The 14278-nt window shown below is 37.1% G+C and carries 13 protein-coding genes; 3 read left to right on the top strand and 10 right to left on the bottom strand.

From position 1 onward, the window contains the following. Positions 1-21: 21 nt before the first annotated feature. From ACN5L8_RS08895 to ACN5L8_RS08885, 3 genes are read right to left on the bottom strand one after another with little or no spacing between them, the layout of a single operon-like run. Positions 22-501, bottom strand: coding sequence for a hypothetical protein (locus tag ACN5L8_RS08895; protein ID WP_120405548.1), 480 nt, complete (start codon positions 499-501; stop codon positions 22-24). Next, on the bottom strand, positions 498-1274 hold the full coding sequence (locus ACN5L8_RS08890; protein ID WP_114705802.1) for a hypothetical protein: 777 nt from the start codon (positions 1272-1274) through the stop codon (positions 498-500). The genes ACN5L8_RS08895 and ACN5L8_RS08890 overlap by 4 nt, the downstream gene beginning before the upstream one ends. Next, a complete protein-coding gene (locus ACN5L8_RS08885; RefSeq protein WP_120405549.1) occupies positions 1267-1680 on the bottom strand; it encodes an NUDIX domain-containing protein in 414 nt (137 codons plus the stop codon). Before ACN5L8_RS08885 ends, ACN5L8_RS08890 begins: the two co-directional genes overlap by 8 nt. Positions 1681-1762: 82 nt before the next feature. Here ACN5L8_RS08885 and ACN5L8_RS08880 point away from each other — a divergent pair, with 82 nt between their 5' ends. Beyond that, the gene (locus ACN5L8_RS08880; protein WP_419172843.1) at positions 1763-2764 is read left to right on the top strand and encodes a tRNA dihydrouridine synthase; all 1002 of its coding nucleotides are present in this window, start codon (positions 1763-1765) and stop codon (positions 2762-2764) included. On the opposite strand, the gene ACN5L8_RS08875 is transcribed toward ACN5L8_RS08880, so the two are convergent. The 5 genes from ACN5L8_RS08875 to ftsY all read right to left on the bottom strand — a co-directional run bounded on the left by ACN5L8_RS08875 (position 2724) and on the right by ftsY (position 6950). Beyond that, complete coding sequence (locus tag ACN5L8_RS08875; RefSeq protein WP_419168025.1) at positions 2724-3176, bottom strand: hypothetical protein; 453 nt, start codon at positions 3174-3176, stop codon at positions 2724-2726. The two genes, ACN5L8_RS08880 and ACN5L8_RS08875, sit on opposite strands and share 41 nt — an antisense overlap. Positions 3177-3242: 66 nt before the next feature. Further along, positions 3243-4802: a ribonuclease Y gene (gene rny, locus ACN5L8_RS08870; protein ID WP_334677891.1), complete on the bottom strand. Its 1560-nt coding sequence runs from the start codon at positions 4800-4802 to the stop codon at positions 3243-3245. Between the two features lie 16 nt (positions 4803-4818). After that, positions 4819-5379: a 5-formyltetrahydrofolate cyclo-ligase gene (locus tag ACN5L8_RS08865; RefSeq protein WP_114705807.1), complete on the bottom strand. Its 561-nt coding sequence runs from the start codon at positions 5377-5379 to the stop codon at positions 4819-4821. Positions 5380-5381: 2 nt separating this feature from the next. Then, positions 5382-5687, bottom strand: coding sequence for a cell division protein ZapA (zapA, locus tag ACN5L8_RS08860; RefSeq protein ID WP_114705808.1), 306 nt, complete (start codon positions 5685-5687; stop codon positions 5382-5384). 42 nt (positions 5688-5729) lie between these two features. Next, the gene (gene ftsY / locus ACN5L8_RS08855) at positions 5730-6950 is read right to left on the bottom strand and encodes a signal recognition particle-docking protein FtsY (RefSeq protein WP_162929712.1); all 1221 of its coding nucleotides are present in this window, start codon (positions 6948-6950) and stop codon (positions 5730-5732) included. A 30-nt stretch (positions 6951-6980) separates the two neighbouring features. Here ftsY and epmA point away from each other — a divergent pair, with 30 nt between their 5' ends. Beyond that, the gene (epmA, locus tag ACN5L8_RS08850) at positions 6981-7976 is read left to right on the top strand and encodes an EF-P lysine aminoacylase EpmA (RefSeq protein ID WP_419172842.1); all 996 of its coding nucleotides are present in this window, start codon (positions 6981-6983) and stop codon (positions 7974-7976) included. A 1-nt stretch (position 7977) separates the two neighbouring features. On the opposite strand, the gene ACN5L8_RS08845 is transcribed toward epmA, so the two are convergent. Beyond that, entirely contained in the window at positions 7978-8754 is a 777-nt protein-coding gene (locus ACN5L8_RS08845; RefSeq protein WP_419172841.1) for a hypothetical protein, read from the bottom strand. A 206-nt stretch (positions 8755-8960) separates the two neighbouring features. On the opposite strand from ACN5L8_RS08845, the gene ACN5L8_RS08840 reads away from it, so the two are divergent. Then, positions 8961-12842 carry a putative Ig domain-containing protein gene (locus ACN5L8_RS08840; protein WP_419172840.1) on the top strand — a complete coding sequence of 1294 codons (3882 nt, stop codon included), beginning with the start codon at positions 8961-8963 and terminating at the stop codon, positions 12840-12842. A gap of 6 nt (positions 12843-12848) precedes the next feature. Here the strand turns inward: ACN5L8_RS08840 and rimO are convergent, their stop codons facing one another. Then, the gene (gene rimO, locus ACN5L8_RS08835; protein WP_114705813.1) at positions 12849-14234 is read right to left on the bottom strand and encodes a 30S ribosomal protein S12 methylthiotransferase RimO; all 1386 of its coding nucleotides are present in this window, start codon (positions 14232-14234) and stop codon (positions 12849-12851) included. Between the last annotated feature and the right edge of the window lie 44 nt (positions 14235-14278).

The following is a 14278-nucleotide window of genomic DNA, read 5'->3' as shown; positions in this document are numbered from 1 at the left end:
GGATATAGGTTTATTTCTTCACTAGTGATGATCTAGCTGCTCACCCTTGAAGTCGTGATCCGAGTACACAATTCGGTCATTCATCTCGTGATTAAAGTCATATATCTCACTGATATTACTGACTTTTCTAAAGATCGTCTGGCACTTATAGCAGATAACCACAGGCGGAAGACGCTTAAAAAGAGCGAAGTCAAAAATATATAAAATAATAAAAGGAGCCACTGAATATGGAGCATATTGAGTTGTGGCCATATAAAGTGTTAAGAGAGCGGCAATTACAAATAGGGTTACACCAACTTTTCGATTAAAGTCTTTTTGCTTATAAAAGTCTTTACGCTTGCAACAAGGACAGTCTTTTAAGATGCCTTTTTCGTGATCTTCGTTCATATGAACTTCAGTTTTTGTATGACAGATCTGACATTCAACTTCACTTACATCTTTATTTGGATGAAATGAAACCCCTGAGCCACATTCTTTACAAGTTAAAGTAATTTCCATCATAGTAGTAATCCATATGTATAAAATAAATAAATCGCAATAATTTCACCAATGAAGATAAAAATCGTCATGGCATAGAAAACACCTGTAGCACTTTGTGTACTTCTCATGCAAACAAGTTTCCAACCAAATATACTCATTGCAAAGATAACTAGGTATCCCCAGATATCACGCATAATAACCATTAACCAATTAAAGGCATAACCGCCGCCAAGTTGTGTCCCTTCTGTTAAATATGGCCCAAGCTTTGTGTGTTCAACGGCCGTCCAAATAAGCTTAATCCCAATGAGTGCCCACATCGCCAGAGTGGCCCTTTTAAGGGGAAGCTCTGAAAGCTTTGGCGTTACAAGATACCAGTGACCTAAAATCATAGCATATGTAATTGCACCTAAGTAATAGACTGACGAAGCGACATATAAGTAATTTAATAAATTCTTCTCTTGAAATAAATAAAGAACAATAAAGCCTAAAAGAGTTGGGATAGCATAAAGAATCCACAGTGCCGTATTTTTCTCATCATAGTGATTGTGTAATTGGTGATGAAAGAGGATTGAAATCGTACTTATATAAATAAGAATTGCTTCAAGATCAGTTGCACTATGACCCGTTATTATATGAGTGATAGCTGCAAAGAATAAACTAACTAAACATGTTGTCGAAAGAAGCTTTTGAAACCCCCCACCAGTCATCTTTGAGTTCGCAACAGGTGCAAAAGCAAATACTCCAAAGCCTGCGGCCAAGAAAAAGTACTTTGCGATTTCAAATGTATTACTCATTATATTTACTCTCTCGTAAGAAATGTTCTACTAAGCGCATAATTATTGTTTTATTTGCATCTGGAATATTAAGCTCTTCTACCTCATTTTGAGCGTTTTCAAAAGATATCTTTTGCGCAATGAGGTTCATACTTTCAATATAATCAGTAACATAGACATAGAGAAAGACACTTCGATCGGGGTATTTGAAGCTTAGATGGGTAAAAAGAGAAATTTTATTTAATTCACTGCCTACCTCTTCTAAAAATTCTCGACGAGCAGCCTCCTCACATGACTCACCATCTTCGATCTTGCCTCCAGGAAATTCAAACTTTCCATCAAGAGGGCCATCTTCTTGGCGTTTTTGTCCAAAGAGAACAATTCCATCTTCTTCTATGCGATAAGGTATAACTATTGATATTTCCATAAGATTATATCTACCCTAAAAATATTGAAATGTTAAAGAGCTGTGCTAGCTTTTTATAAGCGGATTGTTTATAAGAAGCTCAGTGAGAAAACTACCTTTTGATAAACATTCTATGATCTTTGCGCCGATGGAAGGTGTAACAGATGGCCCTTATCGCGAGGCCATTCAAAGGGCATTTGGTGACTGGGATTATTATTCAACAGATTTTTATCGAATACCATCGGTTGGTAATGTTCATACAAAGACACTAGTAAAACACTACGGTGAAGAATATTTAAAAAAGAAGTCTCATAGTATTAAGACGGCCTATCAATTTCTAACCTCAGAAATTGCACAAACGAAGCAGGCCATTAATTTAATTAATGAACTCAATTATCACCATATCGACTTAAATCTTGGATGCCCTTCAAAGAAGGTCAACTCCAATAAAGGGGGAGCTTATCTTCTATCTGACCTTAAGGCCCTTGAAAAAATCATAAGAGATATCCGTGAATCATTTCAAAATGTCTTCACGGTTAAGATTCGAATTGGCTATCGCGATGATTCGCTCTTCTTTGACCTCTTAAATCTTTTTGAAGATTGTGGTGTTGATGGCATTACAATCCATGCGAGAACCCGCGATCAGCTTTATAAAGGTGTTGCCGATTGGAGCTATATTGAAAAAGCTGTTAAGCACTCATCTCTTCCAATCATTGCAAATGGTGATATCTGGACAATTGAAGATATTGATCGCATTTATGACCAATGTGATCCTTATGCGATTATGTGTGGTCGAAGTGCCTTAAAGACGCCATGGCTTGCTTCAATTTATAAAGAATACCAGGGACGTGCAGACTTTATCAGTGAAGAATTTCTCTTAAAGTTAAGAGCTCAAAATCTTGATCTCTACTTCTATGAATTAGAAAAAGAATACCGAAAGTTTGGCTATCCAGAATCGACAATACTTAAGAGATTCAAAGCATTTTGTCGCTATCTCTTTGATGATTATGAGAACTTTGAATTAATTAGAGGTAAGTTTTTGAGATCACAAGAACTTCGTGAATTTAAAGATCATCTTGTTCAATTTGTTCATCGCTATTCTTAGCAACATAATTTAAAACACTTTTAGAATAGAAAAAGAACGTTATCTCAAATAGAATGACTCCGCCAAAATAAACTAGCCAACCTTGAATTGACACTCCTGTTAAAGATACAAGTAGAAAGAAAAGAAAGCCTGGTATTTGTCTTACAAAGAAGTTTCCCCACGTATTATCTGGAAACCGTTTTTCTAAATTTAAAAAGAAGCTCATAACAGCATTGGCAAAGTTAAAACGATTTGTTCGCCCCTCAAAATATGAGACTCGATCTGGATGACAATAAAGTCCTGCAAAGGCTATTGCTGTAAAGAAACAAATATACTCTTCTGTTGAAAAATTAAGGACGGCCGAAGCAATAAAGAAAATAACAAAAGTGGGAATAAAAAAAATGTAGTAGCGAATGCCTAATTTCATCTTCATTACTTTTCTCCAAAATAAAAAGGCACCCTATTGGGTGCCCTCTTACTATTATAAATGTAATTAGTTTTACTTCGCAACTCCAACGGCCTTAGTCTCACGAACAACTGTAATTTTAATCGTTCCAGGATAAGACATTTGCTCTTCAATTTGCTTAGCAATATTTCGAGATAATAATACTGTCTCTTCATCGTTGATTTTTTCATTCTCAACAAAAACTCGTACTTCACGTCCACCGGAGATAGCGTAAGACTTGCTAACACCTTCAAATGAATTAACAATTTCTTCGATATCTGTAAGACGAGAAACATAAGACTCAGTAAGTGCTTTGCGAGCTCCTGGTCTTGCACCAGAAATCGCATCAGCAGCTGCAACGATATGAGCAAGAATTGATTCCGGCTTCTCATCATCGTGGTGAGCTCTAATTGCATGAACAACGTCCGCAGACTCTCCATACTTTCTCGCAAAGTCAGCACCGATAACAGCGTGTGAACCTTCTGCCGCAGCATCAAGTACTTTACCAATATCGTGAAGTAGACCGGCACGACGAGCTTGCTTAATATTAAGCCCCATCTCTGCTGCCATTGAACCACAAATAAATGCTGCTTCAATTGCATGCTGGTATTGGTTTTGAGTATATGAAGTTCTAAAGTTTAATGCACCAACAAGCTTAAGGATCTCAGGGTGAATACCGTGAACACCAATCTCCATTTGCGCCTTCTCACCTAGTGTAAGAAGCTTCTTCTCAAATTCAGCCTTTGACTTATCATGAAATTCTTCAATTTTTGCTGGGTGAATACGACCGTCAGCAATTAGCTTCTCAATTGTATCCTTAGCGATCTCACGTCTTACAACGTTAAATGAAGAAATAACAACGATCTCTGGAGTATCATCGATGATTAAATCAACACCACAGATTTGCTCAAATGCTCTAATATTACGACCTTCACGACCAATTAGACGACCTTTCACATCATCAGATGGAAGATCAACAGTTGAGATTGTCTTTTCACCAACATGTTCACCAGCATATCTTTGAATTGCAATACCAACGATTCTCTTAGCACGGCTTTCAGCTTCTTCTTTTGCCTCTTCTTCCATGCGTTTAATCATTTTAGTGAAATCAACTTGAGCGTCTTCTTTCATTGTCTCTAGAAGTTCTTCTTTGGCCTGCTCTTTTGTCATGGCCGCAACTTCTGAAAGTTTTCCAGCATATTCTTCTTGGCGAACGACATACTTTTCTTTCTCTTTAAGAGCGTCGAGTTCTTTTTCTTTAACTTCCTCTTCTCTCTTATCAAGCTTCTTCTTCTTTTCATCAAGCTCATCCATTTTAGACTCAAGCTTGGCCTGTCTTTTATTCAGGTCTTTTTCTTGATCATTAAGCTCGCGCTTAACTTTTTGGACATACTTATCAGCGTCCTTCTTTTCTTCTTGGGCCGCTTCTTTTGCCTCTTTTCTCGCTTTATAGCTAATCTCTTTTGCTTGCTCTTTAGCCTTGTTGATGATTTCATCACCCTTTGCCTCACGCTCGGCCAATTCTTTTTTGGCCTGAAGGTTACGGATAACAAAACCAACTGCTAGTCCAAGAACAAGAAAAAGAAGTGATGCTAAGATTAAATCTGTACTCATTACTCTCTCCCTATATTCACACTTTAATCACTTTCTTTGCTGTTACAACAAAGTCCATTACTTGGTCATGTTGCTCGCAAGGAATGCTTTCTTGTAACTGCTGATTAAAGCAAACGCCTATTTTTAATGGTTCTTTTTTCTTTCTATTTGTGAGGTATCGATCATAATAACCCTTACCTCTTCCTAAGCGATGCCCTGATTCATCAAAAGCAACACCTGGGATTAATATAATATCTGGTTCAACAATTTGAGATGACTCACAAGGCACCTTAAATTCTTTACCAAAAGCATTAATAGTCTTTAACTCACTTAATGATGAAGACTTAAATTCCATATCATTTGAGTCTTCATCAAATACGGGAAATGCTAAGCTCCCCAGTACCTTTAAGTTAAGACAATTAACTTCTCCTGGAATCGGATAAAAGATCCCAAGAGTCTGCGGATAAAAGTTTTCGGATTTAAAAAGAGTAACGAGGTTTGAAACAACTTTTGCACTTTGAATCTCAAATTCCTGAGGATCCATTTGCGCTATGATATTTAAAACTTCTTTACGAAGGTTTTTCTTTTCCGAACTCATGATTAGTGAGTCTTTGGAAGTGATTCCTCTATCAATCTCAGGGCATTATCAGAAAGAGACATCACATCTGTGATCTCTTGTTTATACTCTTTCTCTAAAGATAACTTTTCCTTCGCTAACTCTAGTGCCACAAGTGCAGCTAATTGTGAGTTAGAAATTGAAGGGGCCTTTTGGCGAATATTACTTGCGATCGTATCAACATACTCAACAATTTCTGTCGCAGAAACAATCTCATCTTCTCCAGACTCTTGGAGTCTGAAATTATGACCTAAAACTTGATATTCTTTTACTTCCGTACTTATATCCATAGTAATTCAATTGTAGTCCTACAAAGGATTCCAGTCAATCAATCAATTACCTACCAGTGCGTCAAGATACTCATCTAAATTGAACACACTCAGGTCTTCGACATTTTCACCGACACCAATATAAGTAATTGGTATTTGAAGTGCGTCAACAATTGAAATTGCACTTCCGGCCTTCGAAGATCCATCACATTTTGTAAATACTAGACCTGTTAGATCCAATGCCTTATTAAACTCTTCCGCTTGGCGAATTGCATTCTGACCAGTAATGGCATCAATAACTAAAAGTGTATGATGAGGTGCATCCTCCATCAGCTTCTTAAGAACATTCTTACTCTTAGTCAGCTCATCCATTAAATTTCCCGCTGTATGAAGACGCCCCGCCGTATCAAGGATACAATAGTCAGCTTCCTCATTCATTGCAGCCTGAAGCGCGTCATAACCAACACCACTTGGGTTGGCCCCTTCCTTTGCGCGAATCATTGTTGCACCTGCGCGATCGCACCACACCTGGAGCTGATCAACTGCCGCAGCACGGAATGTATCACACGCACCAACAACAACCTTTGCTCCTTGATTAGTAAGCTTTGTCGCAAGCTTTCCAATAGTTGTCGTCTTTCCTGCTCCATTAACACCAACAATCATTATGACCTTAGGTAATTTTGAATCACTCTTTTCGAATTGAAACAGATCACCAGGACTATTGGCCTGTACACTTGCCATCTTATTCTTCAAAAAGTCTTTAATATATGACTTAAATTTTGCTTCATCAAAATCCCCAGACTTTGCCTTTTCTTCAAGATCTTCAATGAGTTCACTTGTTGCCTTTGGCCCAAGATCTGCTCCATAGAGAAGCTCTTCAACTTCTTCAAGTGCATCCTCATCAAGGCCTCCGCGGCCAAAGATACTTCCGATCTTTCCCCAAACTCCTTCACGAGAGCGTGAAAGACCCTTTGTTAGTCGATCTTTCCATGACTTCTCTGGCTTAGTCGGCTCAAGGACTTCTTCCTCTTCCTCTTTTTTAACTTCTTCAACAACTTCTAATACTTCAGCTTGTGACTGAGGTTCGTCTTTTTCTTCTGTCTCTGTTTTAGTTGGTGGAGGCAGCTTTGCCTTTGGTTTCACAAGATAGAAAAGCCCAGTGAAACCACTCACACCTAATACCGAACAAAGAGCAATAAAGGCATAAGCGTATTCGATTGTGATTATGATATTCATTCCAGCTTGGTCTGCCCAAGACTGTAGAAAAGCAACGAGTTGCAACATATAATTCTCCATTTTGTGTGCTTTAGAGATATGATAAGTAAGTATAAAAATCAATATTTTAAGTCAAAAAACGGCATTAATATGGCAAATAAATTAGCTCTTTTTCAATTACAGCAAACGATTCGAAACTTTTTCAACAAAGAAGGTTTTATTGATGTGCTAACACCACCAATTGTGGAGAATCCGGGAATGGAAACTCACATTCATCCCTTTGCAATTCACTCGGTGCATCAAGAAAAAACTCATAATCTCTACCTTCACACTTCACCAGAATTTCATATGAAGGAACTATTGAGCGAAGGAATGAATAAGATCTTCACTATGAGCTACTGTTTTCGTGATGAGCCAAATAGTGAAACACACCGCAAGCAATTCATAATGCTTGAATGGTATCGAGCTAATGAAAACTATGAGAAGATCATGGAAGATACAATCCAACTTTTTAAGTACTGTTATGAGCAAGTTCGCAATAAGACACAAGTTGATATAAAAAAACTTACTGTTCAAGAAATTTTTCAGAGCGTGCTTCAATTCGATATTCTCAACTATCTTGAACGAGATAAATTATTTAATAAGATAAAAAGTGACTTCAGTGAACGAATAAGTCTTTCTAATAATAAAGATGATTATCCGTGGGACGACCTCTTCTTCTTACTTATGTATAATTACATCGAACCAGAAATGAAAAAAGATCCTTTCGTTCTTCTTTATGAATTTCCAGAGCCGCTACGTGCACTTTCAACTATAAAAGAAGACGATCCTCGAGTGTGTGAAAGATTCGAAGTTTATTGTCATGGTATTGAAATTTGTAATTGCTTTAATGAACTGACAGATCCAATTGAGCAGATTAAAAGGTTTGAAAAAGATAGCAAATTAAAAGAAGAGATTTATCACTACAAACTACCGTGGCCAAAAAGATTTATATCAACCCTTGAAAAGGGCCTTCCCAAGAGTGCAGGAATTGCACTTGGAGTAGAACGCCTTCTTATGGCCATTACAGCTGAAGAAGACGTATTCTTTGATTAGTTTATTGTTGCTTTTGAAGATGATTAAAAAGCAAGTGTAGCTTCAAGATAAGCTCCGACTTAACAATATCAGGTGTCATCTTCATGGCCCAGCGAAAGTGAACTCCACTTTCTTTTGTGCTTCTTAGTTTACTACTCCATATTGGATGATTCTTGGCCAAGTCAGCAGATAAGACTGCGTACCAACGACTGAAGTTTTCCTGACTTTGACCTAGAAGGGCCTCCATTACTTCAAGAGATTTTTCTGTCGTTATTCTTTTTATGGAATAAATATTTAAAGAACTAAGTTTAGCTTTTTCTAAATCATTATTTAAATATGTCCCAAAGAAAGAAACAGTAAAGACTTTGGCAGCCTCTGAAGTTTGTTCTTTATAATTTTCAAGCCTCTGGTAATAAGGAGAGAGAACAAGAGAACGATACACACCTTCACGTGTTCCCCCTTGTTCTAGAGTACTATACCACTTTGATAACTCATTTCGATTTGCTTCTAAACCTCTTGTCGCTTTAATTAGCTCATTTATATAAGAGAGATTATATTGAGACATTTTTTCTTTTGAAAAAGGTGAATTATATTTTTTCTTGTTATAAACACTTAAGTCTTTTGCATCTTTTTTAATTGTTGGTATCTCAGGTATAGTAACTTCGTCCTTTGCTCCCCAAATTTTATCCGCAAGTTCTGATGAAATATTTTTTTCAACAAATGGCCTTAAGTTTTGCAGAAAATTAACCTGTGCAAAGGTCGTACTCGCAACTAAACAAACAATAATGAGTTTCTTCAAAATGGTCCCCCAAAAAAAACAATAAGTTATCAATATTTCCTCATTATAAATGCCCTTCGTATTTTTAGGAAGTTAGCAAAAATTAGCCACATATTTTTGTCAAGTTTTTATCCAAGTCACAGGCAAGAAATACCTCTATCCCCCCGTAAACAGGGGTTATTTCAAATTTCGTAAAGATTATGGTCGTTTCATTCGATAATAATTGTATGAAAACGTTAAAAGGTAGACCGTCACTCCATTTATTATTAATCTTACTTCTCATCACATCTTCATGTGTGCCAGATAGCTTAACTAAGTTTAAGGAAGAAGGTGCAACAAGTGATGATGCATCAAGTTCAGTTGGTGAAGTCGTCGATCCACCATCAGGATTTGAGGATGATGAAGGAAATGAGATTTCAGCAGACAGTATCGATATTCCATCGTCTGTTTCTTATGACAGCTCCAAAACACATATTTTTGTTACCGGTGACTTAAGCCTAATGAATGTCAATGGCTCAAACTTAGTTAACTATATTCAACCAAGTGGAAACTTTGGTGATTATACAATCATCGAGTCATCTGGTGGCGACACTCTAAGTAATCAATATAGTGAGTATATAAGTCAAGAAGACAAGGTCTTTTCAGTAAGTGACTCTACTCAAAATAATTTCTTAGATCCAATCTCAAATCCAGGTTTTAACTTTGGAACAGACTTAGAAACAACATATGCAAGTGTTTTCACTCTTGAAAGTAAAACAGGAACAATTAGGCTTGGAGATACTAACGCTGCGCCAATTAGAACATTTACTGCTGCAAACGCAAACTTCAACTTCTATGATCCACCAAATGCAACGGCAGAAACTATAACAGTAACTTCGATGCCTAAAATTGCCGTTATGGCACCTATCCCAGAAAAGCTTACCCTCGAGGTAGATACTGGATTTAATTGTACTGGAACAGATATTGGAACAAGTGTACCAAGTACTCCTACAATTGGTGATGTGTATCTTGACTCAGGTACTTGTTACTTTAATTATGATGGAACAAATACAAATACTGTGGCCTTTCCATTTTCTGGCCCTGTTTATATTGGCTTTCAATTAAATTCAAATACTGGATTTTTAGCTGACGATTCTATTACATCTGAAACATTCTCAACTGCATCAGGTGCAACAGGAACAATAACTTACAAAGATGAGTCTAATTCTATCTTTGGAACAATCAGCTCAGGAGAAATATACCCTGGTGACGTTATTGACAATCAATCTCCATTCTCTAATACAGAAGGAGTTATTGAGAAACTTAAGTATTACTTTCAACCTGATTCAAATATTGTTTTAAAACTTATCAATGATACATCAGTAAGTCCTATTTCACATATTAGCTATGACAATCATACCAATATTGAAGTTACTCCAGATCTTCCTTCAACATTGAAGCTAGTAAAAGATGTGGATAGTCCATTATTTGGCTACATCATTGATGTATCAGGAGGGGCAGATCACGAACTACAAAGCGCAAAAGAATACTCTGTTACGGTATCAAATAATATCTCAAAGAGAACTTTTACGTTTGACATAGGTATTGTAAACCCGCCTGAGAAGCTATCTTACTCTCAACTTACAGCTTTTAAAGTAAAGAACTTAATTCAAAGTACTTCAACATTTGTCGTAGGCCAAGAAGTAGCAACTGTTGCAACACCTCCTCTAACAGAAGGTGCAAAAGGGATTATCAAGAAGATTTTAGACATTGATGGAAATGAGAAGTATCTAATCGTACAGGTTATTTCTGGTGAATTCGTAAAAGATTCTTCAATTGATAACTATAAAGAGTTCCTAGATGAAGAAGCAGTTATTCAAACGGAGCCAGTTTCTTTAACTCATGTTATGGAACTTAATACAACGGCTGCATTCACACCGACTTATATTGACCAACAACCGGCACTTTGTCAGGAGTTTATTGCAGCACCTTCAAATGAATATGCAAAAGCGATTGTAACAGGAAACCCAACGGATACAGGGCTATCTGGATACGTTTTTGTAAATCAAGTAAAAGATCCTGATGATACAACGGCCAATCGTGACTTCATTGCAAGTAATACCAATTTAGCTGATTGTGATTTAGGGACTTCATATACAATGTTAAGTATGTGGGCTCCAGTTATAGAAGCTACGTTTTCAGATACAGCTAGTTTAGTATCAGGAATGGACGTTTTAACAACAACGAATCGTGCAAGCTTATCATTATCTGCCATAGATTCAACAAATGATACAGCACTGCTGCAAAGTGCAGATGGTAAGCCAATTACTTTAACTCTGCCTGCACAATTCTCATCAGTGAGACCGTATTCATTAAATGCAGACTCGATAACAAATTATAAATCTCTAACAACTTTTGAACTTCAAAGAGGTGTTGAGTCCTCACTTTTAGCAACTCTTCCAAGAGGAGATTCTGTTGTCTACTCTGTTGAGCCGGAACTTCCACCTGGACTAACGCTAGATCCAGACACAGGACGAATTTCAGGAATACCTGAAGTTGCTGCAGCTTCAAAAAACTTTATCGTTACAGCAAAAAATATTTTAGGTTCTGCTTCGAGCTCTTTCAATATTTTAATTGAAGACTATTTTGAAGTTGAAATTGATATTGATAATACTCCACTGTTCTATGGCCACAAAGATGGTGAAGGTAATATTTTTAATAGATGCCGAATTAAGAAGAGAGATATTATCAGTAATCCAAAATCATCAGCTTCTGATATTGAAGATATTATTGATATCGATTGCTTCTTCGATATTGGAGAAGGAGACCTTTACGCAAGAGATATAAATATTAATGCAAATGTTGGTCCAGGAATGTGCCATACTCTTGAATATGTACCATTCTCTTACTTTAAGCGTAGACCAAATAAGACAACAGACAATCAAATTACATATGATGGCTCGGCATCGGATTACATCGTTCAAGTTGTAACAAATGCATCTCCAGAATGTCTTGCAGCAGGGACAACAAGCTTCTCAGCTGGCCAAGGAGGTGGAAACGTTTACGGTGGTGGTGCTGCTGACGTTGCGACTTACTCAACTGATGGAATCTACATTAACGGACGACCATTTTCTGGATCACTTGATGATATTTGCACTGGAAAATACAGCGAAGACATCAACTGTGATGATGGTGGCTACTCACTTGGTTTAATCAACTTCATCTACACTGAAGAAGTAAGGGACGATACAGGAACACTCATTACACCATCAGACTGTACCAACACAGTAGAAGTTGTAAAACATACATGTGAAGGTAATCCTAGAAGTTGTCTTGATGGGCCTATTGTCGAAGAGTTTGGTAGGAGTGATGTTGCGAAAGGTATTTATGCAAAACTAACGGAAGCATATAATGGAGTAAATACAACTCAATCACCAACTCGACCACTTGAGAGAGGTGGTAATACAAATGTACTGGTAACAAATTACCTTACTGAAACATCTTGTCATGATGGGAATACGGACTACTATGCAGACGGAATAAAGGCTCACGCTTTATCAGCTACATATGAAGATACACCTAATAATATTGTTGATCCATTTATGGGAGCCAATCCTTTTTATACTTTTAACTGCCTTGACCAAGCCAATGATGTTCAAGCAAGAATTAACGTTCACATTAGAGATTGGGATACAAGCTTTGATCTAACAAACCTCGACAAAGCTTATATTGCAGGTAACTGGGCAATGGATAACTCACTATCAGATTTATTTGGCAACCCTATCAATGGATTTGACGATTGGGACGATTTAAATAGAGGAACAAATTATAGTGCTTGTGGGCCATCGACTGCGCCAACAGTAGGTACTGCTTATACTGTTATCCCTTTAACAATTGATTCTGCAACGAAGTCCGAGCTGTCAGTAAAAGTTACTGGCGGATTTCCAAGCGAATACTTTTACCCTGGTATGGAGATTCGTATTGGTACAGATGATTACCAGATTAAGGGTTACGACGATGATGAATTCTTCTTAACGTTGCCACTTCTTCAAGGCTACACTTCAGGGGATACGATTACAGGACGATATCTCTACGAGTTCCCTGCGTATAAGTATAGAGATGAAGAATAAATATAATTAAAGCACACGACCAACTAAATCAAAATCTAATACTTCGGTGATCTCAACTTCAATGAGGTCACCGATTTTTAAATCTCTCTCATTTAAATCATTGATAATAACTTTTCCATCAATATCCGGAGCTTGTCCAAAGTGGCGACCGACAATTAAAAGATCAGTATCCTCATGTGTTCCTTCAACTAAAACTTCAACTGTTTGACCTAAGAAATCTTGATTAAGCTCGCGAGCAATTTCTTTTTGAGCTTCATATAAGCGATCAAATCTTTCATCAATCACTTCCTGAGAGTTCTTATCTTTAAGACGATAGGCCGGTGTACCTTCTTCATCAGAGTATCTGAAAATACCAAGGTGGTTAAAGCGAGCTTTTTTTACACCTTCTAAAAGTTTTTCGAAGTCTTGTTCAGACTCACCAGGAAAACCAACAATAATTGAAGTTCGTAGAACAATACCTGGTATTCTCTCACGAAGCTTAACAATTCTCTCCATGATCTTCTCACCTGTGATCTTTCGATTCATTCTCTTTAACACGTAATCAGAGAAGTGCTGAACTGGCATATCAAGATACTTACAAACCTTTGAAGATGTTGCCATCTTTTCGATTACTTCATCAGTTAATTCATCTGGGTAGAAGTAGAAGAGTCTAACCCAATCAACACCATCAACCGTTTCAAGGCCAGATAGGAGTTCAAATAGATTATTTTCATCACTTAGATCAACTCCATAATCAGAAAGGTCTTGAGAAATAAGATTTAACTCACGAACACCTGATTCAGAAAGTTTCTTTGCTTCTTCAACCAGAGACTCAACAGTACGTGAACGAAGACGCCCTCTAAGTGTTGGAATAATACAAAATGTACAATTTCGATTACACCCTTCAGATATCTTTAACCAAGCTGTATAAAATGGAGAAGTATTAAGTCTTGGATCAAATTCAGTATGAATAAATCTTGGGACTTCAACAAATGACTTCTTTTCTAATTTATTATTTTCTAAAGCTGTTAGAAGAGGAACAATCTTATTGTACTCACCTGTTCCAATAAACATATCAACTTCAGGAAGACTTTTTTCAAGTTCATCTGAATATCTCTGTGCCATACAACCTGACACAACGAGGGCCTTACATTTTCCGACCTCTTCATCTTTATAGTCCGCTAGGTCTAGAATCATCTCAATCGATTCTTGCTTTGCCGCTTCAATGAAAGAGCATGTGTTAACAACAATTACTTCTGAATTTTGCGGCTCAGTTTCAACCTTGAAGCCATTTAGGCCCATATGCCCTAGCATAACCTGAGCATCAACAAGGTTTTTAGAACAACCCAGAGAAGTAAAGTAGACCGTGCGGTCGTTAAATTTTTGGTTAACTTGAGATGAAATCTCAGTCATATATGTCTCCAATGTAAGCGAAAGTAGGTACTTATAAGTCTCAA

This window comes from Halobacteriovorax sp., assembly GCF_048381875.1.
Taxonomy (GTDB): domain Bacteria; phylum Bdellovibrionota; class Bacteriovoracia; order Bacteriovoracales; family Bacteriovoracaceae; genus Halobacteriovorax_A; species Halobacteriovorax_A vibrionivorans.
The sequence above is the reverse complement of the archived record's forward strand: the minus strand, read 5'-3'. Positions and strand labels throughout refer to the sequence as shown.

Excerpts from the sequence above, each read along its gene's own strand:
- ftsY (WP_162929712.1), bottom strand. The coding sequence starts at position 6,950 with ATGTTGCAACTCGTTGCTTTTCTACAGTCTTGGGCAGACCAAGCTGGA.
- ACN5L8_RS08895 (WP_120405548.1), bottom strand. The coding sequence starts at position 501 with ATGATGGAAATTACTTTAACTTGTAAAGAATGTGGCTCAGGGGTTTCA.
- rny (WP_334677891.1), bottom strand. The coding sequence starts at position 4,802 with ATGAGTACAGATTTAATCTTAGCATCACTTCTTTTTCTTGTTCTTGGA.
- ACN5L8_RS08890 (WP_114705802.1), bottom strand. The coding sequence starts at position 1,274 with ATGAGTAATACATTTGAAATCGCAAAGTACTTTTTCTTGGCCGCAGGC.
- epmA (WP_419172842.1), top strand. The coding sequence starts at position 6,981 with ATGATAAGTAAGTATAAAAATCAATATTTTAAGTCAAAAAACGGCATT.
- ACN5L8_RS08885 (WP_120405549.1), bottom strand. The coding sequence starts at position 1,680 with ATGGAAATATCAATAGTTATACCTTATCGCATAGAAGAAGATGGAATT.
- rimO (WP_114705813.1), bottom strand. The coding sequence starts at position 14,234 with ATGACTGAGATTTCATCTCAAGTTAACCAAAAATTTAACGACCGCACG.
- zapA (WP_114705808.1), bottom strand. The coding sequence starts at position 5,687 with ATGGATATAAGTACGGAAGTAAAAGAATATCAAGTTTTAGGTCATAAT.
- ACN5L8_RS08840 (WP_419172840.1), top strand. The coding sequence starts at position 8,961 with ATGAAAACGTTAAAAGGTAGACCGTCACTCCATTTATTATTAATCTTA.
- ACN5L8_RS08875 (WP_419168025.1), bottom strand. The coding sequence starts at position 3,176 with ATGAAGATGAAATTAGGCATTCGCTACTACATTTTTTTTATTCCCACT.
- ACN5L8_RS08865 (WP_114705807.1), bottom strand. The coding sequence starts at position 5,379 with ATGAGTTCGGAAAAGAAAAACCTTCGTAAAGAAGTTTTAAATATCATA.